Below are 26,917 nucleotides of genomic sequence, written 5' to 3'. Positions count from 1 at the left end.
AAAGTCATGCGCGAAGCATCGACGCCCCCCGATCTGAGTGCCCGGCTGGAGGCCTGGGCCGGCTGCGATCCGTCGCGGCTCGACATCGCCGCGACCGTCAACGCCATCGCTCGCGGCTGTGCCGAGATCGCCGGCCTGATCGCCCGCGGCCCGCTCGCCGGGGCGCTCGGCGCCTCGCGCGGCGCCGACAACGGCGGCGGCGACGTCCAGAAGGAACTGGACGTGCGCTGCGACCAGATCCTCTACGAGGCCTGCCGGTCGGCTCCGGTCGCAGCTCTCGCCTCCGAGGAGGCCGACCACGCCATGGCGCTCGACCCCGACGGACGGCTGCTGGTGGCGATCGATCCGCTCGACGGCTCCTCCAACATCGACACCGACGTCTCGGTCGGCACGATCTTCTCGGTCCGTCGTCGGGTCGAGGGCGTCGATCCGGGCACCGACGAGGCCTTCATGCGGCCCGGGCGCGAGCAGGTGGCGGCGGGCTACGTCGTCTACGGCCCGCACGTCGCGCTGGTGATGACGGTCGGCGACGGCGTCGATCTCTTCGTCCTCGATCCCGAGGCGCGGCGTTTCCGGCTGATCGAGGCGGGGCTCCGGGTGCCGGAGGAGGCGCGCGAGTTCGCCATCAACATGTCGAACTACCGTCACTGGGACGACCGGGTGCGCGCCTATGTCGACGATCTCGTCGCCGGCGGCGACGGTCCGCGCGGCGGCGACTACAACATGCGCTGGATCGCCTCGATGGTCGCCGAGGCGCATCGGATCTTCATCCGCGGCGGCATCTATCTCTATCCCGGCGACCAGCGGAAGGGCTACGCCAACGGCCGCCTGCGCCTCGTCTACGAGGCGGCGCCGATCGGCATGCTGATGGAACAGGCGGGTGGACGGGCGAGCGACGGCAAGACGCCCGTGGCCGACCTCGTACCGGAGAAACTGCACCAACGCGTGCCGCTGATCTTCGGATCGCGGCCCAAGGTCGAGCGCCTCGAGCGCTATCTCGCGACCAATTGGGGCAATTCCGAACGATCGCCGCTGTTTGCCCGACGCGGGCTGCTGACGGCCTGAGCCGTCGCCCGCCTCGCCCGATCCGACATCGCATCAGGGGCCACGCCCCGGAGGACGTCTCCATGTCCGTCAAGCATCCGATCATTTCCGTCACCGGGTCCTCGGGCGCCGGCACCACCTCGGTGAAGAAGACCTTCGACCAGATCTTCCGCCGCGAGGGCATCACCGCCGCCAACATCGAGGGCGACGCCTTCCACCGTCACGACCGCGCCGAGATGAAGCGCGTCATCGCCGAGCGGGCGGCGGCCGGCGACAACCACTTCTCGCATTTCGGCATCGAGGCGAACCTGCTCGCCGAACTGGAGGAGACCTTCCGCTCCTATGGCGCGACCGGCAACGGGCGGACGCGTTCCTACGTCCACGACGTCGAGGAGGCCGAGCGGCTCGGTTCGCCGTCCGGCACCTTCACCGAGTGGCGGAGCTTCGAGCCGGACACCGACCTGCTCTTCTACGAGGGTCTGCACGGCGCCGTCGTCACCGACGAGATCGACATCGCCCGCCACGCCGACCTGAAGATCGGCGTCGTGCCGGTGATCAATCTCGAATGGATCCAGAAGCTCCATCGCGACAAGAACACCCGCGGCTATTCGACCGAAGCGATCATGGACACGATCCTTCGCCGCATGCCGGACTATGTCCGCATCATCACGCCGCAGTTCTCGCAGACCGACATCAACTTCCAGCGCGTTCCGACGGTCGACACGTCGAACCCGTTCATCTCGCGTTGGATCCCGACGCCGGACGAGAGCATGGTGGTGATCCGCTTCAAGGACCCGCGCGGCATCGACTTCGCCTATCTGCGCACGATGTTGCACGACAGCTTCATGAGCCGGGCGAACTCGATCGTCATTCCCGGCGGCAAGCTCGATCTCGCCATGCAGCTGATCCTGACGCCGACGATCCTGAAGATGGTCGACCGCAAACGCCGCTCCGCCTGAGGCGGACGGCCCCGCGACACACGACGGAACGAGGCGCGAGCCTCCCGGCACGGTCCTCCCCCCCTCCCATCAGGGGAGGGGTCGGGGGTGGGGTGAGTGCGGCCTCGCGACCGAGCCGAACCCATCCGGCGGCGGAGCCCGTCGCGACGCCGAACCCCACCCGGCCCTGCGGGCCACCCTCCCCTGATGGGAGGGTGAAACCGCGGCACCGTCGGGAAGCATCACGAACGCTCACGAGGATGCGCTTCCGCCCTCTGCGCATTGCCCGAAGATCCAACCCGAGGAAAGACCGATGAACGCCCCCCTCTCCTTCGCCGGCACCCGTCCCGGCGCCCTCGACTGGCCGGTCACGGCGGCGCTGCGTGCGCTGGCGATGGATGCGGTCGAACAGGCCAAGTCCGGCCATCCCGGCGCGCCGATGGGCATGGCCGAGATCGCCGCCACCCTGTGGCGCGAGCATCTCCGCCACGATCCGAGCGATCCGCGCTGGCCCGACCGCGACCGTTTCGTGCTGTCGAACGGCCACGGCTCGATGCTGATCTACGCGCTGCTGCACCTGACCGGCTACGATCTCTCGATCGACGACCTCAAGGCCTTCCGTCAGCTCGGCTCCCGGACCGCCGGTCACCCGGAGGTCGGCCATACGCCCGGCGTCGAGACCACCACCGGGCCGCTCGGCCAGGGGCTGGCCAACGCCGTCGGCATGGCGCTGGCGGAGCGCACGCTCGCGGCGCAGTTCAACCGCCCCGGCCACGACATCGTCGACCATCGCACCTTCGTCTTCATGGGCGACGGCTGTCTGATGGAGGGCATTTCCCACGAGGCCGCCTCGCTCGCCGGCTCGCTCGGGCTCGGCAAGCTCGTCTGCTTCTGGGACGACAACGGCATCTCGATCGACGGGCGCTGCATCGAATGGTTCGCCGACGACACGCCGGCCCGCTTCGAGGCCTACGGCTGGCAGGTGATCCGCGGCGTCGACGGTCATGATCCGGCGGCGATCGACGCGGCGACCAAGGCGGCGCTGGCCGAGACGAAGAAGCCGACGCTGATCTGCTGCCGCACCGTGATCGGCCGTGGTTCGCCGGGCAAGGAGGGCACCGAGAACTGCCACGGTGCGCCGCTCGGCGCCGCCGAGATCGCCGCGGTGCGCGAGGCGATGAAGTGGCCGCATGCGCCCTTCGAGATCCCCGACGCGGTGCGTGCCGCCTGGGATGCCCGCGAGGCCGGCAAGGCGCGCTCCGCCGACTGGCGCCGCCGCTTCGCCGCCTATGCCGCGGCCCATCCCGAGCTCGCCGCCGAGTTCAAACGCCGCATCGCCGGCCTCCCCGCCCCCGGCTTCGATGCCGGCGCCGCCGCGGCGCTGGCTGCCTGCGAGGCGGCGGGATCGATCGCCTCGCGCAAGGCGGGGCAGCTGGCGCTCGCCGCCTTTGCCGAGCACGTGCCGGAGATCTTCGGCGGTTCGGCCGACCTCGGCCATTCCAACCTGACGGTCCACAAGGGCTCGAAGCCGGTCAGCCGCGATCCGGCGGGCAATCAGGTGTTCTTCGGCGTGCGCGAGTTCGCCATGGGGGCGATCTCCAACGGCCTGGCGCTGCACGGCGGGTTCATCCCCTTCTGCGCCACGTTCCTGGTCTTCTCCGACTATGCCCGCAACGCCATCCGCATGGCGGCGCTGATGAAGCAGCGGGTGATCTGGGTGCTGACCCACGATTCCATTGCACTGGGTGAGGACGGGCCGACGCATCAGCCGATCGAGCACGTCGAGAGCCTGCGGCTCATCCCCGGCCTCGACGTCTGGCGCCCGGCCGACGCCGCCGAGACCGCCGCTGCCTGGGGCGCCGCCCTCGCCCGCACCGACGGCCCCTCGGCGCTGATCCTGTCGCGTCAGAACCTCGCCCCGCAGGCCGGCGCCGTCGACGGGCGCGGCTATCGCACGCTGCGCGATCCGGCCGGAGCCTGCGCCACGCTGGTCGCCACCGGTTCGGAGGTCGGGCTCTCGGCGGCCGTCGCCGACGTGCTGGCGGCGGAGGGCAAGCCGGTGCGGCTCGTCTCGATGCCCTGCGTCGAGGCCTTCGAGCGGCTGGCGGCGGGCGAACGCGCTGCGGTTCTCCAGAAGGGCCTGCCGATCGTGGCGATCGAGGCCGGCACGACGCGCGGCTGGCGCGGCGTGGTCGGCGACCGCGGCCTCGTCGTCGGCATCGACCGCTTCGGCGAGAGCGGGCCGGAAAAGGCGCTGCTCGCCCATTTCGGCTTCACGGCCGAAGCGATCGCCGCGCGGGTGCGGGAGCATCTGGCGACGCTGTGAGGCGGCGGGAGGATTGGGCTCGGTGCAGAGGCCCTTCACCCTGAGGTGCTCGCAACGCGAGCCTCGAAGGGCGGAGGGCCGAGTGGCACGGCCCGTCGACGGCTTCGCCCTTCGAGGCCCGGCTCTGCCGGGCACCTCAGGGTGAAGCCGAACGAGAAGATCTCGCTCACAAGCAACTCTCTACGTCCCTGCAAAACGAGGAGGGACGTCCCCGGAGGCGGAGGCTCGCGTCGGCCCGCGCTTCTCCGCCTCCGGGACATCTCACGAGGCTCGGCCCCCTCGGCCGGAGCCTTCGACGAAACGGAAGCCCGGAGAGACATCATGAACCCGCTGGTCATCGCCCCCTCGCTGCTCGCCGCCGACTTCGCCCGGCTCGGCGAGGAGGTCCGCGCCGTCGAGGCGGCGGGGGCCGACTGGATCCATTTCGACGTGATGGACAATCACTTCGTGCCCAATCTGACCTTCGGCCCGATGGTGCTCGAGGCGCTGAAGCCGTGGTCGACGCTGAAGATCGACGCCCATCTGATGGTCGAGCCGGTCGACGCGCTGATCGAGGGCTTCGCCGCCGCCGGCGCCGATCTGATCTCGATCCACGTCGAGGCCTGCCGCCATCTCGACCGATCGCTGCGGCTGATCCGCCAGAAGGGCTGCGAGGTCGGCGTGGTGCTCAATCCGGCGACGCCGGTCGCGGCGCTCGACTGCGTCCTCGATCAGGTCGACATGGTGCTGCTGATGTCGGTGAACCCCGGCTTCGGCGGCCAGAGCTTCCTGCCGCACGTGCTCGACAAGATCGCCGACGTCCGCGCCCGCATCGAGAAGACCGGCAAACCGATCCGCCTCCAGGTCGACGGCGGCGTCGCCCCCGACACGATCGGCGCCGTGGTGGCGGCGGGTGCCGACACGGTGGTCGCCGGCTCGGCGATCTTCAAGAAGAAGGACTACGCCCAGGCCGTCCGCGACCTGCGCGCGGCGGCGGCCGCCGGCGTGACGCCGGTGCGGGCGAGCGCGTGAAGATCGGACGGGATACGGCTTTCGGCGTTCGGCCCTCTGTTCGGCTTCATGCTGAGGTGCCCGGCGCAAGCCGGGCCTCGAAGCGCGAAGCCATGACGGGCTGTGCCACGCGCCCTTCGCACTTCGAGGCTCGCTGACGCTCGCACCTCAGTGTGAAGGGCTTCCCGCAAGGCGCCCAGAAGCTCCTAGCCGCTGCTCCCTCAGCGCCGCGCGTCGTCGCCGATCCGCCAGTCCCATTCGGCCTTCGGGTTCCAGCCCTCGAGATCGTCGATCGGGTGGGCGGACTTCAGCGCGTAGAGCGCGCGGCGCAGGCGATCGGAGAAGGTCGCCGTCGTCGCGCCCTCGCCGCCGCGGGCGTCGCGGAAGCGCTTCCAGCGCAGGCCCCACTTGAGCAGGAACTGGCGGCTGCCCTTGTTCTTGCGGATGCGACCGGTCGACCGGCAGGCGAAGTGATAGACGCGGCAGGCATCGACCAGCCGGAACTCGCGGCAGCCGACCGTCCACAGCTTCATGACGAGATCGTCGTCGGTCGACATGCCGGGCGAGAATTCGACCGAATAGCCGCCGACCACCTGCCACAGCGTGCGGTGGATCATCGTCGGCTGGGAGAAGACGAAGCGCTCGTCGCCGCGCGTCAGATCACGGTAGTGCGCCAAGAGCTTGTCGCGATCGAAATTCTCCGGCCCCGTGCCGCAGTCGAGGATCATCGGGCGGGTGTCGCCGGTGTCCTTGGGCTCGATCAGGCGCGAGGAGAGGAAGATCCGGTCGGTCCCCGCCTTCTCGATCTCGGTGACGAGCGCCACGTCCCAGCCGGGGCAGACCCACATGTCGTCGTTGAGGTAGAGGAGCCACGGCTTCGTCGCCAGCGACGCGGCGAGGTTCACCGACACCGCCACACCGAGGTTCTTCGGCGCGAAGGAATGGCGCAGGCCCTTCTCGCGCACCCAGGCGAGCGTGCCGTCGGCGTCTTCGTTGACGTGGACGATGATCTCGTGGGCGTAGGCGGAATTCGCCTCGATCGAGGCGATGCAGAGCTTCAGATACTCGAGGTTGTTCCAGGTCGGAACGACGATCGAGAAGCCGAGATCGGCTCCGTGGGCGTTCTTCGGGGCATCCGCCATGTCGCGCGTTCCGCTGTCGAGGGGCCTTCTCGATAGCGCGCGCGGCCCCCGGGCTCAAGGGGCGGCAGGCACGCCCGGCCGCGGGCAGCCTTCCCTTCTCCCTCGCGGAAGAAGGGGGGCTGCGGCGGGTTTCGTGCGCGATCCTTCGAGACGCGCCTGCGGCGCTCCTCAGGATGAGGCTCCGGAGATTGTCTCTGCGAAAACAAACGCCTCATGCTGAGGAGGCGTTCGGAGAACGCCGTCTCGAAGCATCGCGCACGGCGTCGATTTCGGCTCGGGCCGAATTGTGCAACACCCCCTTGCGGGAGAAAGGGGAGCCCGCGACGGCTTTCGTGCCTTTCCCCGGTCCGAAACCCGCCCCTGCGTCCACGCGTTCCGTCTCGGAATCCCCGTCTCCTCACCCCGTCCTCCACCCGATTCTCCCCACCCCTCTTCCCCTCGCCGCGGCGTTCTGCTACAAAGAACAAACAAGGAACATGAGGAGTGGCGCGATGGCTCTCCACGACATGGGCTCCGTGCGACGCGGCTGGCACGGGGGCGAGACGTTGCGTGCCGCGGACGGGTTCGGGCTCGGCGTCGAGGCGATCGACGGGCGGTGCGGCGGGCTCGCGCGTGCCGCCGTCCACGAGATCCTCGCCGCCGGACACGACGACGCGGCGAGCGCCGCCGGCTTCGCGCTGGCGCTCGCCGAGCGGGCGACCCTCGCCGGCCCCGACGAAGGGTTCGGGCGCGATCTCTTCGGCCGGCCCCGCACCGCCGAGCGCGGCGCGATCTGCTGGATCGTCCAGGACTACCTCGCCCGCGAGGCCGGGGCGCTCCATCCGCCGGGCCTCGTCGGGCTCGGCATCGATCCGGCGCGCGTCACCCTGGTGCGGGTGCGCGACATGGCCGACGGGCTGCGCGCCGCCGACGAGGCAGCACGCTGCCGTGGGCTCGGCGCGGTGGTGCTGGCGATGCGCGGCGACGGACCGGCGGGGCGGATCGGAGCAAGCCGGATCGGTGGGGGGCCGCGCGACTGGGATCTGACGGCGAGCCGGCGGCTGGCGCTGGCGGCGTCGGCCTCGGGGGTGACGCTCTTCGTCGTCCGCGTCGCCGCCGGTGCGGTGGCGAGTGCGGCGTCGAGCCGGTGGCAGGTCCGGTCGGCGCCGTCGCGACCGGCATCGGCCAACGCGCCGGGCAATCCCGCCTTCCGGGTGGCGCTGCTGCGCCACGCCAGTCGCGGCATGGGGTCGGAATGGTCTGTGGAGTGGAATCGTGCGTACCGAGCCTTCGATCTCGTTTCCGACATCCGCGGGGCGGCGTCTTCTCGCCCTGTGGCTGCCCTTCCTGCCGACCGATCGGCTGCGGCGGACCTCCGCCGCACCGCCTGAGACGGCGCTGGCCGTGGTCGGCCGGCGGGGCGCGGCGCGGGTGATCGAGGCCTGCGACGCGCGGGCGCTGGAGCTCGGCCTGCGCCCGGGAACGGCCCTCGCCGACGCGCGGGCACGGTTTCCCGATCTGGTGATCGAGGAGGCCGATCCGGCCGGCGACGAGCGGTTGGTCGCCCGGCTCGCCGAGGCCTGCGAGCGTTTCACCCCGATGGTGGCGATCGATCCGCCGCACGGGCTGATGCTCGACGTCACCGGCTGCACCCATCTCTTCGGCGGCGAGGCGGCGCTGGCGGCGGAGATCGTGGCGCGCTGCGGCCGCTCGGGGCTCACGGCGAAGGTGGCGCTCGCCGACGGGCCGGCGACGGCGCGGGCGCTGGTGCGCTACGGCGACGGCGGCATCGTCGCGCCGGGGGCAAGCGAGGCCGCGGTCGGGCGCCTGCCGCTCGCCGCCCTCGAGGCCGGCGAGGAGACCCATCGCGCGCTGCGGCGGGCGGGCTTCCGCACCCTCGCCGATCTCGACGCCCATCCGTCGGTGCTCTTCTCCGCCCGTTTCGGCGAGGCGACGACGCGGAAACTCGCCGAGATCCTCGGCCGGGTCGACCGGCGCATCACGCCGCTGCGCCCCCTGCCCGACTGTATGGTCGAGCGTCATTTCCCCGAACCGCTGGTCCATTCGCCGTCGCTGCGCGAGACGCTCGTCCATCTCGTCGACGAGGCGGGCGAGATGCTGGAGCGGCGCGGTCAGGGTGGGCGGCTGTTCGAGGCGACCTTCTTCCGCTCCGACGGCGTGGTGCGGCGCATCGCCGTCGGCACCGGGCGGCCGGTGCGCGAGACCGCCGTGGTGATGCGGCTCTTCGACGAGCGCCTCGCGGCGCTGGCCGATCCGCTCGATCCGGGCTGGGGCTTCGACGCGCTGCGCCTGTCGGTGCCGGCCGGCGAGGCGCTGACCGCGCGCCAGCCGACGCTCGACGGGCGGGTGAACGAAGATCGGGCGCTGACCGATCTCCTCGACCGGCTGGTCGCCCGTTTCGGCCGCGACCGGGTACTGCGCTTCGTCGCCCGCGACAGCCATTGGCCGGAACGCGCCGCCGACGCCGTGTCGATCGCCGAAGAGGCGCCGCGCGAGGACGTCGCGTGGACCGCGCCGCTGCCGGGCGATCCGCCGGCACGACCGCTCACCCTGTTCGATCCGCCGCAGCCGATCGAGACGCTGGCGACCGTGCCGGACGGGCCGCCGATGCGCTTTCGCTGGCGGCGGGTGCTGCACGAGATCGTCCGCGCCGAGGGGCCGGAGCGGATCGCCCCGGAATGGTGGCGCGACGGGGCGGACGCGCCGACGCGGGACTACTACCGCATCGAGGACGCGGCCGGCCATCGCTTCTGGGTGTTCCGCAGCGGCCTCTTCGGCGAGGTCGAGACGCCGCGCTGGTTCGTCCACGGGCTCTTCGCATGAGAGCGGACGGCTCTTCGCGGAGGGCCTTCATCCTGAGGTGCGAGCGCGAGCGAGCCTCGAAGGGCGAAGGGCCGAGTGGCAAGGCCCGTCGTGGCTTCGCCCTTCGAGGCCCGGCCGACGGCCGGGCACCTCAGGGTGAAGCCGAACGGAGAAAGAAATCTCGCAACGCCGTGGGTTCGCCATGAGACCCTTCGCCCCCCCGCCGCGCTTCGCCGAGATGGTCGCGGCCAGCAACTTCTCCTTCCTGCGCGGCGCCTCGCCGGCGGAGGATCTGGTGGCGACGGCGCTGGCGCTCGGCCACGGCGGCATCGGCATCGCCGATCGCAACACGGTCGCCGGCGTGGTGCGGGTCCACCGCGCCCTCCTCGATCTGCGCGAGGCGGAAGACGAGGCCGTGGCGGCGGCGGCGAAGGCGTTCAAACTCGCGGCCGGGGCGCGGCTGGTCTTCGCGGACGGCGCGCCCGACGTGGTGGTCCATCCGACGACGCGCGACGGCTGGGGGCGGCTCTGCCGGCTGCTGACGCTCGGCAAAAGGCGGGCGGCGAAGGGCGCATGCACCCTCGTCCTCGACGATCTGATCGAGAGTTTTGCGATCGCCCCCGTCGATCTGGCGCTGATCGTGATGCCCGACCCCGAGGCGCCCGAAGCCGTCGCCGCGGCGCTGGCGCGGCTCACCGCGGTGTCGCGGACGGAGGTCCGGCTCGCTGCCGCCATGCCGCGCGGCGGGGCCGACCGGCGACGGCTTTCCGGGCTGATCGAGACGGCCAGCGCGGCCGGCGTTGCGCTCATCGCCACCAACGACGTGCTCTACGCCTCGCCGCAGGATCGCGACGTGCAGGACGTGTTGTCGGCGATCCGCGAGCGGGTGCCGCTCGCCGCCATGGGGCGGCGGCTCGAGGCCAATGCCGAGCGGCATCTGAAGAGCGAAGCCGAGATGCGCCGCCTCTTCGCCGATGCGCCGGGAGCGGTCGACGAGGCGGGGCGGCTCCTCGCGTCGATCCGCTTCGATCTCGGCGACCTCACCTACGAATACCCCGACGAGCCGGTGCCGGAGGGTTGGACGGCGCAGGCCTGGCTCGAGGATCTGACCCGCCGGCAGGCCGCCGAGCGCTGGCCGGCGGGCGTGCCGGAGAAGGTCGCGGCATCGCTCGCGAGCGAGCTGCGGCTGATCGGCGAACTCGACTACGCCCGCTATTTCCTCACCGTCCACGACATCGTCGCCTTCGCCCGCTCGCGCGGCATCCTGTGTCAGGGGCGCGGCTCGGCGGCGAATTCCGCGGTCTGCTACGCGCTCGGCATCACCTGCGTCGATCCGGCGGAGAACGACCTGCTCTTCGCCCGCTTCATCTCGGCGGAACGGCGCGAGCCGCCCGACATCGACGTCGATTTCGAGCACGAGCGGCGCGAGGAGGTGATCCAGCACGTCTACGAGAAATACGGTCGCCATCGCGCAGGCTTGGTGGCGACCGTCATCAGCTATCGCCCGCGCAGCGCCATCCGCGACGTCGGCAAGGCCTTCGGTCTGAGCGAAGACGTCATCCGCCGCCTCGCCGGCGTGCTGCGCGACGGGCGCGGCGGCATTTCGGCCGAGCGGGCGCGGCAGGCGGGGTTCGATCCCGACAATCCGACCATCGCGCGGGTGCTGACGATCGCTTCGCGCATCCTCGGTTTTCCCCGCCACCTGTCGCAGCACGTCGGCGGCTTCGTGCTGGCGCGCGGGCGGCTCGACGAGACGGTGGCGATCGGCAATGCGGCGATGGACGACCGCACCTTCATCGAATGGGACAAGGACGACATCGACACGCTGCGGCTGATGAAGGTCGACGTGCTGGCGCTCGGCATGCTGACCTGCATCCGCAAGGCCTTCGACCTGCTGCGGCTGTCGGGCGGGCCGGACCTCGGCCTCGCCGACGTGCCGCTCGACGATCCCGAAGTGTGGGCGATGCTGGGGCGGGCCGACACGATCGGCGTCTTCCAGATCGAGAGCCGGGCGCAGATGAACATGCTGCCCCATCTCGCGCCGAAATGCTTCTACGACCTCGTCATCGAGGTGGCGATCGTGCGGCCCGGGCCGATCCAGGGCGGCATGGTGCACCCCTATCTCCGCCGTCGGGCAGGGCTCGAGGACGTCGTCTTCCCCTCGCCCGCTCCCGAACACGGGCCGCCGGACGAACTCCACGGCGTGCTCGGCAAGACGCTCGGCGTGCCGCTCTTCCAGGAGCAGGCGATGAAGCTCGCCATGGTGGCGGCGAAGTTCACCGACGCCGAGGCGAACCGCCTGCGCCGTGCCATGGCGACCTTCCGCAATCTCGGCACGATCCAGCCCTTCGAGGAGATGATGGTCGGGCGCATGGTGGCGCGCGGCTACGATCCGGCCTTCGCGCAGGCCTGTTTCGAGCAGATCAGGGGCTTCGGCTCCTATGGTTTTCCCGAGAGCCACGCGGCGAGCTTCGCCAAGCTCGTCTGGATCTCGGCCTGGCTCAAGTGCCGCCACCCGGCGGTCTTCGCCTGTGCGCTGCTCAATTCCCAGCCGATGGGCTTCTATGCCCCGGCCCAGATCGTGCGCGACGCCCGCGATCACGGCGTGGCGGTCGGCGCGGTCGACGTCGCCCGCTCGACCTTCGACAACCGGCTCGGCGCCCGGCCGGACGGGACGATCGCCCTGCGCCTCGGCTTCCGGCAGGTCGACGGGCTGTCGCAGGCCGCCGCCGATCGCATCGCCGAAGTGCGTGGGGGCGGCTTTCTCTCGGTCGAGGATCTGGCGCGGCGGGCGCGGCTCGACCAGCGCTCGCTGCGGCTCCTCGCCGATGCCGACGCCTTCCGCTCGATGGGGCTCGACCGGAGGGCTGCGGCCTGGGCGATCCGGCGGCTGCCCGATGCCGAGGCCCTCCCCCTCTTCGCCGCCATGGGGGCGCCGGAACTGGCGGCGGAACCCGCCATCGCGTTGCCCGAGATGGGGCTCGCCGAACAGGTCGTCGCCGACTACCAGACCGTCCGCCTGTCGCTGAAGGCCCATCCGATGGCACTCCTGCGCGATCGTTTCGCCGCCGAGGGCGTGCTGACCACGGCGGATCTCGCCGCCGCCCGCGACGGGGCGTGGGCGAAGACGGCCGGCGTCGTGCTGGTGCGCCAGCGGCCGGGCAACGGCAAGGCGATCTTCGTCACGCTGGAGGACGAGACCGGCGTCGCCAACGCGCTCCTGTGGGCGCGCGAATTCGAGCGTTTCCGCGCCCAGGTGGTCGGCTCCCGGCTGATGCTGATCGAGGGCGTGGTGCAGAAGAGCCACAAGGGCGTCGTCCATCTGATGGGCCGGCGGGTGGAGGACCGCACCGCCCTGCTCGACGGCCTCGCCCTCGACGACGGCTCGGAGACGGACCCGACCGGCAACGCCGCCCGTCATCCTCGCGACGTGCGGGTGCTGCCGAAGTCCCGTGACTTCCATTGAGGTAGGCGACACGCCGCACCACGGACGCGCCGCAGTTGACAGGAGGCGGCCGGACCTGCCCCGATAGGGGTGACGCAACGAAACGACGGACGAGACGATGAAGACCCTGTTCGCCGCCGCCCTCGCGGCCGCCGCCGCGACCTTCGCCACGACGACCTTCGCCACCCCGGCGCTCGCCGCCGGCTGCCCGACGCCGGGCGACATCGTCTCGTTCAACTCGGACGATCCGGCGGCGATCATCTTCCTCAACGGGACGAACCGGCCGTTGCGCGTCCACTGGCTCGACTTCCGCGGAGACGCCAAGTTCTACCGCGAACTCCAGCCGGGCGAGGCCTATCGCCAGCAGACCTATCTGACGCATCCCTGGATCGGTGTCGATCCCGCCGGAAACTGCGTCGGCGGCGTCTTCATGGCGAGCCGGCCGGGCGACAATCGCATCACTTTCTCGGACCGCTGAGCGGTCGCGAGCCGGCGGTCGGGAGCCGCCGCAATCGGGGGGACGGACGATGAGCGACGACAATTCCAGCAGCGACGTGTCCTGGGCACCGACCGACGAGGCATCCGGCCCCGACGTGGTGGCGGCGCCGGAAGGCATCTTGTCCCGCATCGGCAATTCCTTCTCGGCGGTGCTGATCGGCATCCTCTTCGTGATCGGCTCGTCCATCGGCCTGTTCTGGAACGAGAACAACGCCGTCGAGGTCGCCAAGGCGCTGAAGGAAGGCGCCGCGACGGTGCAGACCGCCGCCACCGATCGGGTCGACGCCTTCCTCGACGGCCGGCTCGTCCATGCCTCCGGCGAGACGGTGAGCGCGCGCGGCGTCGCCGATCCCGATCTCGGCCTCGCCACCGCCGGGTTGAAGCTCGAGCGCAAGGTCGAGATGTACCAGTGGTACGAGACCGAGAAGGGCTCGGGCAGCGACCGCCGCTTCGTCTACGACCGCCAGTGGTCGACGAACCCGATCAATTCGGGGGGCTTCCATGCTCCTCAGGGTCATACCAACCCGCCGTTCCGGATCGAGCGCGGCGACTTCACGGCGCAGGACGCGCGCATCGGCGCGCTGGCGATCTCGCCGGCCGCGCTCGGCGAGTTGCCGACGGGCGACCGTTTCTTGCTCGACGACGCCGCGGTGGCGAAGGCACGGTCGGTGCTCGGATCGCGCACCCGCGCCGACATGGGCGGGCTCTACGTCGGCCAGGACCCGGCGAACCCGCACGTCGGCGATCTCCGCATCACCCACACGATCGCCCACGTCGGCCCCGCCTCCTTCGTCGGGCGCCAACAGGCGGGCGCGATCGTCGCCCACACAGCCTCGAACGGGCGTCAGATTCTGCTCGCCGATCGCGGCATCGTGCCGGCCGACGCGATGTTCAAGGAAGCGCAGGACGAGAACCGCACCTTCACCTGGATCATCCGCGGCGTCGGCCTCGCCTTCATGCTGATCGGCTTCACGCTGTTCTTCGCCCCCGTCCAGCTCCTCACCGACTGGATCCCGATCGTCGGCAGCCTCGTGCAGGGTGCCGTCTTCCTGGTGTCGCTGACGGCGACGGTGGTGCTCGGATCGATCGTCATCGCCGTCGCCTGGTTCGCGGCGCGGCCCTTGCTCGCGATCGGCGTGCTCGTCGCCGGCGGGGTGATCGCCTGGGGTCTCACGCGCCGGCGGGCGGCGAAGCAGGCGATGGCCGAAGGCCGAACAACCGCCGCCCGAGCATGAGATGCACCACGTGCGACGATCGAGAAGGCGCCGATTTCGGCGCCTTTTTCGTCATGGTGGTGACCTGAAGGCTCCACCATGGTGAGAACAAAGGGTCTCGCTCGACGGGGAAATGCGTAGCAGCATCGGGGCTTCTTCACCCACCGGGACAGAGCGCCATCATGACCACCAACGCCGATCTCCTCGCCCGCCGCGCCGCAGCCGTTCCGCGGGGCGTCGCCACTGCGACCCCCGTCTATGCCGATCGTGCCGAAAACGCCGAGATGTGGGACGTCGAGGGCAAGCGCTACGTCGACTTCGCCGGCGGCATCGCGGTTCTCAACACCGGCCATCGCCACCCGAAGGTGATCGCGGCGGTGGAGGAGCAGCTGAAGCGCTTCACCCACACCGCCTTCCAGGTCAACGCCTACGAGAGCTACATCGAGCTCGCCGAGAAGCTGAACGCGCGTGCGCCCTTCTCCGGCCCGGCCAAGACCATCTTCTTCACGACCGGCGGCGAGGCGCTCGAGAACGCGGTGAAGATCGCGCGTGCCCACACCGGCCGTTCGGGCGTCATCACCTTCACCGGCGCCTTCCACGGCCGCACCATGCTGACCATGGCGATGACCGGCAAGGTCCTGCCCTACAAGAAGAAGTTCGGCCCGATGCCGGCCGAGGTGTGGCACCTGCCCTTCCCGAACGAGGCCCAGGGCGTCACCGTGAAGCAGGCGCTCGATGCGCTCGGCTTCCTCTTCCGCGCCGACGTCGAGCCCGATCGCGTCGCCGCGATCGTGGTCGAGCCGGTGCAGGGCGAAGGCGGCTTCTACGAGACCCCGACCGAGCTGTTCCAGGCGCTGCGCAAGATCTGTGACGAGCACGGCATCGTGCTGGTCGCCGACGAGGTGCAGACCGGCTTCGGCCGCACCGGCAAGCTCTTCGCGATCGAGCACACCGGCGTCGAGCCGGATCTCATCACCATGGCCAAGTCGCTCGGCGGCGGCTTCCCGATCTCCGGCGTCATGGGTCGCGCCGCGATCATGGACGCGCCGGAGCCGGGCGGCCTCGGCGGCACCTATGCCGGCAGCCCGCTCGCCTGCGCCGCTGCGCTCGCCGTCCTCGACGTCATCGACCAGGAGAAGCTGCTCGACCGCGCCAACGCCGTCGGCGCCAAGATCAAGGGCCGTCTCGAGACGCTCGCGACCCGCAACGACATCGTTCCGATCACCGGCATCCGCGGCCGCGGCGCGATGATCGGCTTCGACATCGTCAAGTCGCACGGCGCCTACGAGCCGGATGCCGACGCCACCAAGCGGGTGACCGCCGCCGCCCTCGAGGCCGGCCTGATCCTGCTGTCCTGCGGCGTCTACGGCAACGTGATCCGCATCCTGGTGCCGCTGACCGTCTCCGACGCCGTCCTCGAGGACGGCCTGAAGGCGCTCGAGACCGCGCTGGTCGCCGCCCGCGCCTGATCCGGACGCCGATCGGGCAGATCGGCGTTCCCCGACACGACCATCGACGATCCCGGCACCGTGACCGGGATCGCCGCCGGTTCGTTTCCGCCATCGCGCAGCGGTCGGACGGGACCGCGAGGAGAAGCCATGAACATCGCCGTTTCCTTGAAGCCGCTGGCGGATCGCCTGCGGGATCCCTCCCTTCTGGCCACGCAGTGCTGGCTCGACGGCGCCTTCGTCGGTGAAGGCGTCGACCCGGTCGACGATCCGGCGACCGGCGCGCGCCTCGCCCTGGTGCCGCGTTTCGGCGCCGCGGAAGCGACCGCCGCGGTCGAGGCGGCCGCCGCCGCCATGCCGGCCTGGGCCGCCAAGCTCGCCAAGGAGCGTTCGAAGATCCTGCGCCGCTGGTTCGATCTCATCACCGAGAACCGCGACGATCTGGCGATGATCCTCACCGCCGAGCAGGGCAAGCCGCTGGCGGAAGCCCGCGGCGAGATCGACTACGGCGCCGCCTATGTCGAGTTCTACGCCGAGGAAGCCAAGCGTATCCGCGGCGAGACGCTGCCGACCCACCGGGCGGACGCGCGCGTCCTCGTCATCCGTCAGCCGGTCGGCGTGGTCGCGGCGATCACGCCGTGGAACTTCCCCTCGGCGATGATCACCCGCAAGGTGTCGCCGGCCCTCGCCGCCGGCTGCTCGGTGGTGGTCAAGCCGGCGCCGGAGACGCCGCTGTCGGCGCTGGCGCTCTGCGTGCTCGCCGAGCGCGCCGGCATCCCCAAGGGCGTGTTCAACGTCATCACCGGCGACGCCCCGGCGATCGGCGGCGTGCTGACGTCGCATCCGGCCGTCCGCGTCGTCGGCTTCACCGGCTCGACCGAAGTCGGCAAGCTCCTGATGCGCCAGTCGGCCGGCACGGTGAAGAAGGTCGCGCTGGAACTCGGCGGCAACGCGCCGTTCCTGGTCTTCGACGACGCCGACGTCGATGCGGCGGTCGAGGGCGCGCTGATCGCCAAGTTCCGCAACGCCGGCCAGACCTGCGTCTGCGCCAACCGCATCTATGCCCAGGCCGGCATCTACGACGCCTTCGTCGCCAAGCTCTCCGCCGCGGTGGCACAGCTCAAGGTCGGCGTCGGCACCGAGGACGGCGTCGTCCAGGGTCCGCTGATCAACGACGAGGCGATCGCCAAGGTCGAGCGTCACGTCGCCGATGCCCGCGCCAAGGGCGCGGCGGTGGTGACCGGCGGCAATCGCCATGCCCTCGGCCGGACCTTCTTCGAGCCGACCGTGCTCGCCGGCGTGACCGCCGACATGGCGGTGGCGCGCGAGGAGACCTTCGGTCCGCTCGCCCCGGTCTTCCGCTTCGAAACGGAGAAGGAAGCCATCGACGCCGCCAACGCCACCGAGTTCGGCCTCGCCGCCTATGTCTACACCCGCGACATCGGCCGGGTGTTCCGGGTCGGCGAAGGGCTCGAATACGGCATGGTCGGCATCAACTCGGGCATCCTCTCCTCCGAGCTCGCCCCCTTCGGCGGCATCAAGGAGAGCGGCAACTCGCGCGAGGGCTCGCACCACGGCATCGAGGAATTCCTCGAGAAGAAATACATGCTGGTGGCCGGTCTCGGCGCCTGAGAACGACCCGTTCCGGCCGCTCCCTCGAGGGCGGCCGGAACCGCTTTTCCTGACGTCGGGTGAGGTGCGAACCCCGGCTACGACGAACGTATGACGGACGCTTCGGGTCCATACGGGTTTTCGCCACGTTACGGACTGGAAAACTACACGAATCTCGTCGATGCTGCACCTCGCTCGACCTCTCGCGCGATCATGCGAGAGGGGGCCCGCCGCGTCATGCGGCGTGACAGTCTCGAGGGAGGCCGCAATGGTCCGTCGGTCCTTAGGAATTGGTTCCGTGTTCTTCGCTGCCGCCGTGGTCGTCGGTTCGGCTTCCGCGTTCGCCCAGGCGGACGTGATGAAGGCCTGCGGCGCCGAATGGCAGCAGCTGAAGGAATCCAAGCAGGTCAAGCCCGGCCAGACCTGGAACAGCTATCTCGCCGACTGCCGCAAGGCGAAGGCCGCGGCGCCCGCCGCTGCCGCCGCGCCCGCGACCCCGGCCAAGCCCGCTGCCGCTCCGGCCGCTCCGGCGAAACCCGCCGTCGCTGCTCCGGCTGCCGCCGGTGCGGCGAAGTTCCCGGCCGCGATCGACCCGAAGTACGCCAAGGAGAGCGCCGGCAAGCAGCGCATGCACACCTGCCTCGATCAGTACAACGCCAACAAGGCGTCCAACGCCAACGGCGGCCTGAAGTGGATCGAGAAGGGCGGCGGCTACTACTCGCAGTGCAACAAGGCGCTGGGCGGCGGCAACGGCTGATCGCCCGCGCCCGACCGATCTCGAAGGCCGGCAGTCTCGACTGCCGGCCTTTTTCGTCGGTGTTTCTATACCCTCCACACTACTCGCAATAATTGTGATATGCTCCAATTATGCAATCGTCGATTCGGGGAGGAAGGCCATGACGGACAGAGAATTTCTTTTTAGCTTTAGAAAGCTCCCAAATGGTATGTGGCAGTGCATTAAGCCTGTTCAAATCAGCAGCCCTAGCGGCAACATCGGGATAGGGCCCGGTATGTCTTTCGGACACGGAGTTGCATTCCTGGGCCGTAATTTGGCAGAGGAACTCGACCAACTTGCTTCAACCTATGGAAATCCTACCTAGAATAATGTATCAAGATTTTTGATCAAAATATATGAGATATATTGACGCCTAAATTGATCTTACAATGACATGTTACATATCCAGGAGCAGAGCCTCGCTGCTTTTGGATTGTCAATTTTGTCAGTGTCTAGGATGGACAGGCCCGACTCAGAAGTCTGGCTTGCTAACTCGTCTTTTGCGTCTCGGGTGCACGTGATGAATCGATTTCTGCGACGACACCGCACTTGCGAAAGGACGGGGTCGAGAAGAAATTTCGACGAACTAAATTCACGCGAGATTCGCCATGGACCTCTTCTACGACCTCGACGGCAAGCGCCTGCTCGGCCGGATGCCGGAGACCCTACCGCGGATCGGCGAGACCATGGTGATGACGCGCTACGGCCGGGTGCGGCCCGAGCGCTGGGTCGTCAAGGGGATCGACTGGATCCTGGCGCAGGAAGAGGGCGCTCAGCACTTCAACCGCCCGAAGACGGTCGTCATCCGGCTGGTCCAGGAGGCTGGGCCGGGCGGCGGTGCCGAGGCCGGACAGGGCGGGGAGACGTGACGCCTCCCCGCGGGGGCCGTCAGTTGGCGCGCGACCAGGTGTCCGACTTGCAGATCAGGCCGCCGAGCACGCAGCCCTGCAGCTTGAGCGAATCCGAGCCGGTCAGCGTCAGATAGCCGGTGTAGGTCTTGCCGTCCTCGGCATTGTAGACCTCGCCCTTCCAGCGATCGGCGCCGTCCGGCTTCATGCCGAGGATCACCTTGCGACCGGTGATCGGGTCGTTGCGCTTCGCCGGATCGGGATTGAACGTGTCCTTGCGCGGCGACTGTTCCCACACCACGGTGCCACAGAGCGCCGAGCCACACTTGTCGATGCGGATCTTCGACGAACCGCTGGCGCGCAGCCACGTACCGGTCGGTTCGGCAGCCTGGGCCGCACCCGCGGCGAGCAACAGGCCGCCGATGATCGATGCCGCGAAAAGGGTCTTCATGTCCGTCGTTTCCTCCACGGGTTATGGTTGACGTAATGGTACGTTCTTTTCCTGAAAAGTAAAGACGATGCCGGGGTACGCCGAGGCCGGCACAGAACGCGAAAGGGCGCAGGTTTCCCGGCGCCCCTGGCGATTTCGACAGGCCTCGAGCGGGCACCGTCACATGGCGTAGGCCGAGCGCAGGCCGCCCCAGTGACGCCCCTGGATCACCAGCGGAATGTCGATCTCCTTCATCGGCACGATCTTGCCGCCGCCGAGGTCGCGCAGATAGGACTGCACGAGGAAGGGCCGCGTGTTGCGGGCGGCGAGCAGGCCGGTGCGATCGTCGTAGATCCGGCGATTGCGACTGTTGGCGGTGTTCCACAGGACATCGCCGGGACGTTGCGGCTGCGAATAGATCCGGTTGTGGACCGGCAGCCAGCCGTTGATGTCGACGGCGGCGCAGAAGGCCATGCGGCCGTCCTCGGTGAGGACCGCCTCCTGCACCGGCGGCAGGATGCGATCGAGCGCGGCCAGCGCCGCGGTCTCGTACTGGACCGGCGCCGAACCGGGGATCTCGCGATAGTTGGTGTCGAAGAGGTCGGCGAGCGACAGTTCGCCACCCGCGACCGCCGCTTCGATGGCGCCGCGGATGCGGCCGGCGGCGCGTTCGGCGCGCTCGATCATCGGACGGAAATCGGCATCGAGGCGGGCGATCTCCGCCGCCAGACGCGTCTCCTGTTCGCCGCCGAGTTCGGAGAACCTGACGTGCAGTCCATTGGCCGAGCGGCCGACCAGTGTGCCGACGAAGCCGCCGAGACCGGAAACGTCCAGATCGAACCGCGCACCGATCGGCGCCGGCAGATCGCTTTCGGGAACGATCAGGGTCCCGCCGAGCGACAGATCGATGGTGCGGAAGCCGACGGTCCGGCCGGCGACGGTGACCCGGCCGCGCTTCTCGACCGGCCAACGGTCGTGGCGGCGGCGATCGGCCTCCGGCGTCTGGCGCAGGACCGTGACGAGCTGGCGGTTCATGCTCGCGACCGCGCCGTTCATCGTGTCGGTGGCGCCGGCGACGTCGCGGCCGAGTTCGGCGGCACGCGCCATGCCTTCGCTCATCTGACGGGCACGGTTCGCGACCTCTTCCGCGAAATGGACCGTCTCGTTGGCCGAGCGGCCGATCTCGGCGGTCGTGCCGATCTGCATGCGGACGGACTGGGAGACCTCGCCGAAGACCGGGCCGATCTCGCCGACCAGTCCGACGATGCGATCGACCGCGGCGATGTTGGCTTCCGCCGTGGTGCGCAGGCGGCCGATGGTGGAGCCGATCTCGCTCGTCGCCTTCTGCGTCTCGACCGAAAGCGCCTTGACCTCGGAGGCGACGACGGCGAAGCCGCGACCCGCGGCACCGGCGCGCGCCGCTTCGATGGTGGCGTTGAGGGCGAGGAGATTGGTCTGGCCGGCGACGTCGGAGATCAGTGCGACGACCGCCTGGATCTGTTCGATCGCCACCCGGAGTTCGGCGACCGAGGCGGCGGCGACCTTGGCGACCTCCACCGCGTCGTCGACGAGACGCTGCGAGGTCTCGGCGCGGCGGCCGATCTCCTCGGCGGTCTGATGCAGTTCGTCGAAGCCTTCGGCCAACATCGAGAGATTGTGCTTGGCGGTCTCGGTCTGGTCGACCAGACCTTCCGCCTCGTGGCGCAGGTCGTCGATGATGACGATCGCCTCGCCGACCCGTTCCTTGGTCTTGCGCCCCTCGCCTTCCATGCGGCGTCCGGCGCGGTGCAGGTCGGCCTCGAGCAGTTCGACGACGTCGCGCGTCGACGACTGCAGCGCGGCCGCGACCGCCTTCGCTTCGTCGATCGGGGGGTGCGCGAGTGGCGTTTCGGTCTTCAGGTCGTCGTCCCGGCGAGCCTTCGTCTTCGATCCGAAGTGAAACATGTCTCGACACCGTCCAGAGATCGTTTGTTCCTCCAGTGTTGCCTAGCTCCACGTTAGTGATTGGTTAAAATTCCAGAATTCGCGGCAATTTCGACCCAAAGTCGGAGGCCGCCCGGTGGTCCAAACGGATTTCCGTAACGTAAAATTCGACGACCTGAAATATCGCATGTGTCCGACGCCGTGCGAAGACGCCGTTGGACGGTCGTAACGCGATGATTTGCTCGACGCCGATCGACGATCCAGAGTGATCGTCGAGGCAAGGAGATTCGGACATGGGCGCCCGCCCCGCGATCGTCTGGTTTCGCGACGACCTGAGGCTCGACGATCATCCCGCACTGCAGCGTGCGGTGGCGAGCGGTCGGCCGGTCGTGGCGCTGTGGCTGCTCGACGAAGCGTCGCCCGGCCTGCGGCCACTCGGCGGCGCGGCGCGCTGGTGGCTCGATCGGTCGCTGCGCTCGCTCGCCCGGGCGCTCGAAGCGCGCGGCGGCCGCCTCGTCCTCCGGCGCGGGCCGGCGAGCCTCGTCGTGCCCGCCGTGGCGGCGGAGACCGGCGCCGAGGCGGTCTATTGGAACCGCCGCTACGGCGCGGCGGAGGTCGCCGTCGATCGCGAGATCGAGGCCGATCTCGACGCCCGCGGGATCACGGTCGCGCATTTCCACGGCTCCGTCCTCTTCGAACCGCACGCCACCCGCACCGGCACCGGCGGGCCCTACCGCGTCTTCACCCCGTTCTGGCGCGCCTGCCGAACGGGTGCACCGCCGCGTGCGCCTTACGAGGCGCCCGCGCGGATCGCCGCCCCTGCCCTGTCGATCGCCTCCGACGACCTCGACGCCTGGGGCCTGACGCCGACGGCGCCCGACTGGTCCGGTGGCCTCGCCGCGACCTGGGAGCCCGGCGAGGCCGGTGCCGCGGCGCGACTGGCGACCTTTCTGTGCAAAGGAATATATTCCTATGCTGAAGACCGCGACCGGCCCGACCGGGAAGCGGTGTCGCGGCTGTCGCCCCACCTGCGATTCGGCGAGATCTCGCCCTTCCGGGTCTGGGCAGCGGTCGATGCGGTGGCGGCCGAGCGGCCGACGGCGTCGGTCGAGAAGTTCCGCGCCGAACTCGGCTGGCGGGAGTTCTGCCATCACCTTCTCTTCCATTTCCCCGACCTCGAGGAGCGATCGTTCCAGCCGCGTTTCGACGCCTTCGCCTGGCGCGACGATCCCGCCTTCCTCGCGGCCTGGCGACGCGGGCGGACGGGCTATCCGCTGGTCGACGCCGGCATGCGGCAGCTGTGGCAGACGGGGTGGATGCACAATCGCGTGCGCATGGTCGTCGCCTCCTTCCTGGCCAAGCACGGGCTGATCGACTGGCGCCACGGCGAGCGCTGGTTCTGGGACACGCTGGTCGACGCCTGTCCGGCCAACAACCCGGCGGGCTGGCAGTGGGTGGCGGGCTGCGGCGCCGATGCGGCACCCTATTTCCGCATCTTCAATCCGATCACCCAGTCGGAGACCTTCGATCCCGACGGCGCCTACATCCGCCGCTACGTGCCGGAACTCGCCCGCCTGCCCGCTCACGCGATCCACGCGCCGTGGAAGGCGCCGGCCGCGGTGCTCCAGGGAGCCGGCGTGCGGCTCGACGACACCTATCCGCGGCCGATCGTCGACCATGCGACGGCCCGCGCCCGCGCCCTCGACGCCTTCGCCGCGACGGCGGCGGGGTGATCGGAAGACGGCTCACGAACCGCGGAATTCCGCGGATCGATTGACAGCGCGGCAACCGATGGGGCAAGTCTTGCGGGCCAGAAGCGGTGCGTCGCCCGAGGGTCCGAGGACCCGTCCGTCGGGCACGGTCGGAACCGACGACGAAAGCGAGCGAGATCCCCCGAGATGTCCGTGAAGAAATCCCCGGCGACGAACGCGAACGGTTCGTCGGAACTGGGCCTCGGCCGGCTCTTGGCCTTCGCGCTGCCGGCGCTGCCCGTCGCGGCCTTCCAGCTTCCCTTCGTGATCCTGGTTCCGAAATTCTACGCCGAGAACGTCGGCCTCTCCTTCATCGCGGTCGGGGCGATCATCACCATCGTCCGGCTGATCGACGCCTTCCTCGACCCGTTCGTGGGCTACTACGCCGACCACACCAGCCCGCGCTGGGGCCGGCGCCGGACGTGGTTCGGCCTCGCGGCGATCCCGACGACGCTGGGCGCGCTCTTCGTCTTCAACCCCTGGCCGATCATGCCGTTCGACAACGCATGGATCTCCGGCCTGTGGTTCTTCGTCTGGTCGATGATGCTGTCGGTCGGCTACACCGCGCTGTCGCTGTCGCATCTGTCGTGGGGCGCCGAGGTCTCGACCAGCTACTACGGCCGCAACCGCATCTTCGCCGCCCGCGAGGTCCTGGCGGTGATCGGCACGCTGGTGGCGACCGGTCTGCCCTTCGTGCTGTCGCGCGCCGGGTTCCACGGCGACACCTCGGTGCTGATCGCCCTGTCGGTCCTGGTCGCCGCGACGCTGCCCGCCTTTGCCGCCTTCACCGTCTTCTCGGTGCCCGAGCCCAAGCACGTGGCGCGCACCCATCTGAACTTCGTCGAGGGCCTCAAGGGCCTGCTCAAGAACGAACACTTCGTCCGCCTGCTCGGCGCCTACGCGCTCGCCAACATGGGCAACGGCGTGCCGGCGACGCTGCTGCTCTACTACGTGCGCGACTACGTCCACGGCAACGAAGAGACGCAGCGGCTGTTCCTGCTGCTCTACTTCCTGTTCGGCGTGCTCTCGACGCCGCTGTGGCTGTGGGTCTCCAAGAAGACCTCCAAGCACCGCGCCTGGAGCTTCGCCATGCTCACCGCCTGTACCGGCTTCATCTGGTCGCCCTTCGCCGGCCACGACGTGCTCGGCGAGAACGCCGTCTATGCCTTCGGCGTCATCATGATCCTCGCCGGCATGTCGGTCGGCGCCGATCTGATGCTGCCGGTGTCGATGCAGGCCGACGTCATCGACGTCGACACCGCGCGCTCGGGCGAACAGCACACCGGCTTCTATTTCGCCTCCTGGGCGCTCGCCAACAAGATCGCCCTGTCGATCGCGCTCGGCATCGGCTTCGTGCTGCTCGGCCTCGTCGGCTACGACAAGGGCGATCACGTCCCCGACACGCTGTCGAAGGCCGAGATCCACGTGATGACCCACGCGCCGACCGAAGGCGCCGTCGTCGCCCCCGCCGAGGTCGAAAAGCCGCCGGTGCCGCCGAAGAAGCGCAAGCACCATGCGCCCGACGCCGACAAGCCGGTCAAGCAGTCGCCGCTCGCCACCTGGACGCTGATCTTCCTCTACTGCGTCGTGCCGATCCTGCTGAAGCTCGCCGCCGTCCGCCTCGTGTGGAACTTCCCGATCGGCGCCGAGGAACAGGCCAAGCTGCGGGCCGAGATCGACCAACGCCTGCGCGAGAACGGCAACGGAAACGGAAACGGAAACGGCGCCGCCCACGGCTGAGCCGTAGGCGCCGGCCGCACTCGAGCATGGCATTCTTCCGAGGGGCCGGAATTCGGAACGGCATGCCTTCGCGCGCGCCCGTCGGCACGGCATGATCCGACGCGAGGCTGCGCGAGGGGCGCGGCCCGTCGAGGTATTCCGGCATGACTTCTCCCGCGTGGGTTCCGCCCGTCCGTCTCGACGTGATCGAGGCGATCGGCAACACGCCGCTGATCCGGCTCAATCGCGCCTCGGCCGAGACCGGCTGCGAGATCCTCGGCAAGGCGGAGTTCATGAACCCCGGCCAGTCGGTCAAGGACCGCGCGGCGCTGTGGATCGTCCGTGATGCCATCGCCCGCGACCAACTCCGCCCTGGCGGCACGATCGTCGAGGGCACCGCCGGCAACACCGGCATCGGTCTGGCGCTGGTCGCCTCGGCGCTCGGCTTCAAGACCGTCATCGTCATTCCCGAGACCCAGTCCCAGGAGAAGAAGGACGCGTTGCGGCTCGCCGGCGCCGAGCTCGTCGAGGTGCCGGCGGCGCCCTACAAGAACCCGAACAACTACGTCCGCCTCTCCGGCCGTCTCGCCGAGGAACTGGCGAAGACCGAGCCGAACGGTGCGGTCTGGGCGAACCAGTTCGACAACGTCGCCAATCGGCAGGCCCACATCGAGACGACGGCGGAAGAGATCTGGGCGCAGACCGCGGGCAAGGTCGACGGCTTCGTCGCCGCGGTCGGCTCGGGCGGCACGCTCGCCGGCGTCGGCCTCCGCCTCAAGGCCAAGCGCGCCGACGTGACGATCGCGCTGGCCGATCCGCACGGCGCCGCGCTCTACGAGTGGTACACCAACGGCGTCCTCAAGGCCGAGGGCTCGTCGATCACCGAGGGCATCGGCCAGGGCCGCATCACCGCGAACCTCGAGGGCGCGCCGGTCGATCGCGCCTATCGCATCGCCGACGACGAAGCTCTCCGCGAGATCTTCGACCTCGCCGAACACGAGGGTCTGGTGCTCGGCGGCTCGTCGGGCGTCAACGTCGCCGGCGCCAAGCGGCTCGCCCGCGACCTGGGCCCCGGACACACGATCGTGACGATCCTCTGCGATCACGGCGGGCGCTATCAGTCGAAGCTGTGGAACCCCGCCTTCCTCGCCGAGAAGGGGCTGCCCATCCCCGAATGGCTGGTCCGCAAGTCGCAAATCGCGGTTCCCTTCGCGCCCGTCTCGTGATCCCATCGCGCCTCCTGTCCGAGCCAATCGAGAGGCGCCATGTTTCCCGCGACCGAACCCGTCTTCCGCGACGATGCCTATGCGAAAACCTGCGAAGCGACCGTGATCGGCCGCGGCGAGAAGGGCGGCATCATCCTCGACCGGACGATCTTCTACCCGACCGGCGGCGGCCAGCCCGGCGACTGCGGTCGCATGGTCTGGGCCGACGGCACCGAGACCGGCATCGTCACCACGGTCTGGGAGGACGGCGGCAAGACGGCAATCGCCCATGTCGCGACCGAAGGCATGCCGCTGCCGGAACCCGGCACGAAGGTCACGCTCGAACTCGACTGGGACCGCCGCCACAAGCTGATGCGCATGCACACGGCGCTGCATCTCCTCTCGGTGGTGCTGCCCTATCCGGTCACCGGCGGTTCGGTCGGCGAGGAGGAGGGCCGGCTCGACTTCGACATTCCCGACGCCGATCTCGACCGCGACGCGCTCGACGCCCGGCTCGCCGAGCTGGTCGACGCGGATGCCCCCGTCACCTTCGACTGGATCACCGACGCCGAACTCGACGCCAATCCGGACCTCGTCAAGACCATGTCGGTCGCCCCGCCGCGCGGCTCCGGCCGGGTGCGGCTGGTGCGCGTCGGGCCGCCCGACGCCTCGATCGATCTCCAGCCCTGCGGCGGCACGCACGTCCGTTCGACCGGCGAGATCGGCCGCTTCTCGATCGCCAAGATCGAGAAGAAGGGCAAGATCAACCGCCGCGTCCGCGTCCGCTTCGTCTGACACTTCCGAGAAA

General features: G+C 69.6%; 20 protein-coding genes. 17 read left to right on the top strand and 3 right to left on the bottom strand.

Going from position 1 to position 26,917, the window contains the following annotated elements:
* Positions 1 to 6 precede the first annotated feature (6 nt).
* From ACT53U_RS00710 to rpe, 4 genes are all read left to right on the top strand, one after another.
* A complete protein-coding gene (locus ACT53U_RS00710) occupies positions 7 to 1,065 on the top strand; it encodes a class 1 fructose-bisphosphatase (RefSeq protein WP_476151926.1) in 1,059 nt (352 codons plus the stop codon).
* 62 nt (positions 1,066 to 1,127) lie between these two features.
* Positions 1,128 to 2,003, top strand: a complete 876-nt coding sequence (locus ACT53U_RS00705; RefSeq protein ID WP_476151924.1) for a phosphoribulokinase — start codon at positions 1,128 to 1,130, stop codon at positions 2,001 to 2,003.
* Positions 2,004 to 2,295: 292 nt separating this feature from the next.
* Positions 2,296 to 4,308, top strand: a complete 2,013-nt coding sequence (gene tkt / locus ACT53U_RS00700) for a transketolase (RefSeq protein ID WP_476151922.1) — start codon at positions 2,296 to 2,298, stop codon at positions 4,306 to 4,308.
* A 318-nt stretch (positions 4,309 to 4,626) separates the two neighbouring features.
* Positions 4,627 to 5,319, top strand: a complete 693-nt coding sequence (rpe, locus tag ACT53U_RS00695) for a ribulose-phosphate 3-epimerase (RefSeq protein ID WP_476153024.1) — start codon at positions 4,627 to 4,629, stop codon at positions 5,317 to 5,319.
* 200 nt (positions 5,320 to 5,519) lie between these two features.
* Here rpe and ACT53U_RS00690 read toward each other — a convergent pair whose 3' ends face one another.
* Positions 5,520 to 6,440 carry a glycosyltransferase family 2 protein gene (locus tag ACT53U_RS00690; RefSeq protein ID WP_476151920.1) on the bottom strand — a complete coding sequence of 307 codons (921 nt, stop codon included), beginning with the start codon at positions 6,438 to 6,440 and terminating at the stop codon, positions 5,520 to 5,522.
* Positions 6,441 to 6,931: 491 nt separating this feature from the next.
* On the opposite strand from ACT53U_RS00690, the gene ACT53U_RS00685 reads away from it, so the two are divergent.
* The 9 genes from ACT53U_RS00685 (at position 6,932) to ACT53U_RS00645 (ending at position 19,102) form a co-directional block, all read left to right on the top strand.
* Positions 6,932 to 7,810 carry a hypothetical protein gene (locus tag ACT53U_RS00685; protein WP_476151918.1) on the top strand — a complete coding sequence of 293 codons (879 nt, stop codon included), beginning with the start codon at positions 6,932 to 6,934 and terminating at the stop codon, positions 7,808 to 7,810.
* Positions 7,695 to 9,263, top strand: coding sequence for a Y-family DNA polymerase (locus tag ACT53U_RS00680; RefSeq protein ID WP_476151916.1), 1,569 nt, complete (start codon positions 7,695 to 7,697; stop codon positions 9,261 to 9,263). The genes ACT53U_RS00685 and ACT53U_RS00680 overlap by 116 nt, the downstream gene beginning before the upstream one ends.
* A 181-nt stretch (positions 9,264 to 9,444) precedes the next feature.
* Positions 9,445 to 12,708, top strand: a complete 3,264-nt coding sequence (locus ACT53U_RS00675) for an error-prone DNA polymerase (RefSeq protein ID WP_476151914.1) — start codon at positions 9,445 to 9,447, stop codon at positions 12,706 to 12,708.
* A gap of 97 nt (positions 12,709 to 12,805) precedes the next feature.
* On the top strand, positions 12,806 to 13,165 hold the full coding sequence (locus tag ACT53U_RS00670) for a VHL beta domain-containing protein (protein WP_476151912.1): 360 nt from the start codon (positions 12,806 to 12,808) through the stop codon (positions 13,163 to 13,165).
* Between the two features lie 49 nt (positions 13,166 to 13,214).
* Positions 13,215 to 14,420 (top strand): TMEM43 family protein, encoded by a 1,206-nt coding sequence (locus tag ACT53U_RS00665; RefSeq protein WP_476151910.1) that lies wholly within the window; start codon positions 13,215 to 13,217, stop codon positions 14,418 to 14,420.
* Between the two features lie 161 nt (positions 14,421 to 14,581).
* Complete coding sequence (gene gabT, locus ACT53U_RS00660; protein WP_476151908.1) at positions 14,582 to 15,868, top strand: 4-aminobutyrate--2-oxoglutarate transaminase; 1,287 nt, start codon at positions 14,582 to 14,584, stop codon at positions 15,866 to 15,868.
* 129 nt (positions 15,869 to 15,997) lie between these two features.
* Positions 15,998 to 17,479, top strand: a complete 1,482-nt coding sequence (locus ACT53U_RS00655; RefSeq protein WP_476151906.1) for an NAD-dependent succinate-semialdehyde dehydrogenase — start codon at positions 15,998 to 16,000, stop codon at positions 17,477 to 17,479.
* Between the two features lie 277 nt (positions 17,480 to 17,756).
* Positions 17,757 to 18,215, top strand: coding sequence for a hypothetical protein (locus ACT53U_RS00650; RefSeq protein WP_476151904.1), 459 nt, complete (start codon positions 17,757 to 17,759; stop codon positions 18,213 to 18,215).
* 626 nt (positions 18,216 to 18,841) lie between these two features.
* Positions 18,842 to 19,102, top strand: a complete 261-nt coding sequence (locus ACT53U_RS00645) for a hypothetical protein (protein ID WP_476151902.1) — start codon at positions 18,842 to 18,844, stop codon at positions 19,100 to 19,102.
* Between the two features lie 19 nt (positions 19,103 to 19,121).
* Here the strand turns inward: ACT53U_RS00645 and ACT53U_RS00640 are convergent, their stop codons facing one another.
* Entirely contained in the window at positions 19,122 to 19,532 is a 411-nt protein-coding gene (locus tag ACT53U_RS00640; RefSeq protein WP_476151900.1) for a DUF2147 domain-containing protein, read from the bottom strand.
* A 159-nt stretch (positions 19,533 to 19,691) separates the two neighbouring features.
* Positions 19,692 to 21,455, bottom strand: a complete 1,764-nt coding sequence (locus ACT53U_RS00635; RefSeq protein ID WP_476151898.1) for a methyl-accepting chemotaxis protein — start codon at positions 21,453 to 21,455, stop codon at positions 19,692 to 19,694.
* A 272-nt stretch (positions 21,456 to 21,727) separates the two neighbouring features.
* Between ACT53U_RS00635 and ACT53U_RS00630 the strand changes: the two genes are divergently transcribed.
* The 4 genes from ACT53U_RS00630 to ACT53U_RS00615 all read left to right on the top strand — a co-directional run bounded on the left by ACT53U_RS00630 (position 21,728) and on the right by ACT53U_RS00615 (position 26,904).
* Positions 21,728 to 23,167, top strand: a complete 1,440-nt coding sequence (locus ACT53U_RS00630) for a cryptochrome/photolyase family protein (RefSeq protein WP_476151896.1) — start codon at positions 21,728 to 21,730, stop codon at positions 23,165 to 23,167.
* A 171-nt stretch (positions 23,168 to 23,338) separates the two neighbouring features.
* Positions 23,339 to 24,925, top strand: a complete 1,587-nt coding sequence (locus tag ACT53U_RS00625; RefSeq protein WP_476151894.1) for an MFS transporter — start codon at positions 23,339 to 23,341, stop codon at positions 24,923 to 24,925.
* A 143-nt stretch (positions 24,926 to 25,068) separates the two neighbouring features.
* A complete protein-coding gene (locus tag ACT53U_RS00620) occupies positions 25,069 to 26,130 on the top strand; it encodes a cysteine synthase A (protein ID WP_476151892.1) in 1,062 nt (353 codons plus the stop codon).
* 39 nt (positions 26,131 to 26,169) lie between these two features.
* Entirely contained in the window at positions 26,170 to 26,904 is a 735-nt protein-coding gene (locus tag ACT53U_RS00615; RefSeq protein ID WP_476151890.1) for an alanyl-tRNA editing protein, read from the top strand.
* Positions 26,905 to 26,917 lie beyond the last annotated feature (13 nt).

This window comes from Pinisolibacter sp. DMC19 (genome assembly GCF_056313985.1).
Note: the sequence above shows the minus strand (reverse complement) of the source record. Positions and strands in the feature narration are given on the sequence as shown.

What these genes read in the sequence shown, in the direction of transcription:
- ACT53U_RS00685 (WP_476151918.1), top strand. Translation starts at nt 6,932, where the DNA reads ATGGCTCTCCACGACATGGGCTCCGTGCGACGCGGCTGGCACGGGGGC.
- ACT53U_RS00675 (WP_476151914.1), top strand. Translation starts at nt 9,445, where the DNA reads ATGAGACCCTTCGCCCCCCCGCCGCGCTTCGCCGAGATGGTCGCGGCC.
- ACT53U_RS00635 (WP_476151898.1), bottom strand. Translation starts at nt 21,455, where the DNA reads ATGTTTCACTTCGGATCGAAGACGAAGGCTCGCCGGGACGACGACCTG.
- ACT53U_RS00640 (WP_476151900.1), bottom strand. Translation starts at nt 19,532, where the DNA reads ATGAAGACCCTTTTCGCGGCATCGATCATCGGCGGCCTGTTGCTCGCC.
- ACT53U_RS00690 (WP_476151920.1), bottom strand. Translation starts at nt 6,440, where the DNA reads ATGGCGGATGCCCCGAAGAACGCCCACGGAGCCGATCTCGGCTTCTCG.
- tkt (WP_476151922.1), top strand. Translation starts at nt 2,296, where the DNA reads ATGAACGCCCCCCTCTCCTTCGCCGGCACCCGTCCCGGCGCCCTCGAC.
- ACT53U_RS00655 (WP_476151906.1), top strand. Translation starts at nt 15,998, where the DNA reads ATGAACATCGCCGTTTCCTTGAAGCCGCTGGCGGATCGCCTGCGGGAT.
- ACT53U_RS00620 (WP_476151892.1), top strand. Translation starts at nt 25,069, where the DNA reads ATGACTTCTCCCGCGTGGGTTCCGCCCGTCCGTCTCGACGTGATCGAG.
- gabT (WP_476151908.1), top strand. Translation starts at nt 14,582, where the DNA reads ATGACCACCAACGCCGATCTCCTCGCCCGCCGCGCCGCAGCCGTTCCG.
- ACT53U_RS00645 (WP_476151902.1), top strand. Translation starts at nt 18,842, where the DNA reads ATGGACCTCTTCTACGACCTCGACGGCAAGCGCCTGCTCGGCCGGATG.
- ACT53U_RS00615 (WP_476151890.1), top strand. Translation starts at nt 26,170, where the DNA reads ATGTTTCCCGCGACCGAACCCGTCTTCCGCGACGATGCCTATGCGAAA.
- ACT53U_RS00670 (WP_476151912.1), top strand. Translation starts at nt 12,806, where the DNA reads ATGAAGACCCTGTTCGCCGCCGCCCTCGCGGCCGCCGCCGCGACCTTC.
- ACT53U_RS00630 (WP_476151896.1), top strand. Translation starts at nt 21,728, where the DNA reads ATGGGCGCCCGCCCCGCGATCGTCTGGTTTCGCGACGACCTGAGGCTC.
- ACT53U_RS00705 (WP_476151924.1), top strand. Translation starts at nt 1,128, where the DNA reads ATGTCCGTCAAGCATCCGATCATTTCCGTCACCGGGTCCTCGGGCGCC.
- ACT53U_RS00710 (WP_476151926.1), top strand. Translation starts at nt 7, where the DNA reads ATGCGCGAAGCATCGACGCCCCCCGATCTGAGTGCCCGGCTGGAGGCC.
- ACT53U_RS00665 (WP_476151910.1), top strand. Translation starts at nt 13,215, where the DNA reads ATGAGCGACGACAATTCCAGCAGCGACGTGTCCTGGGCACCGACCGAC.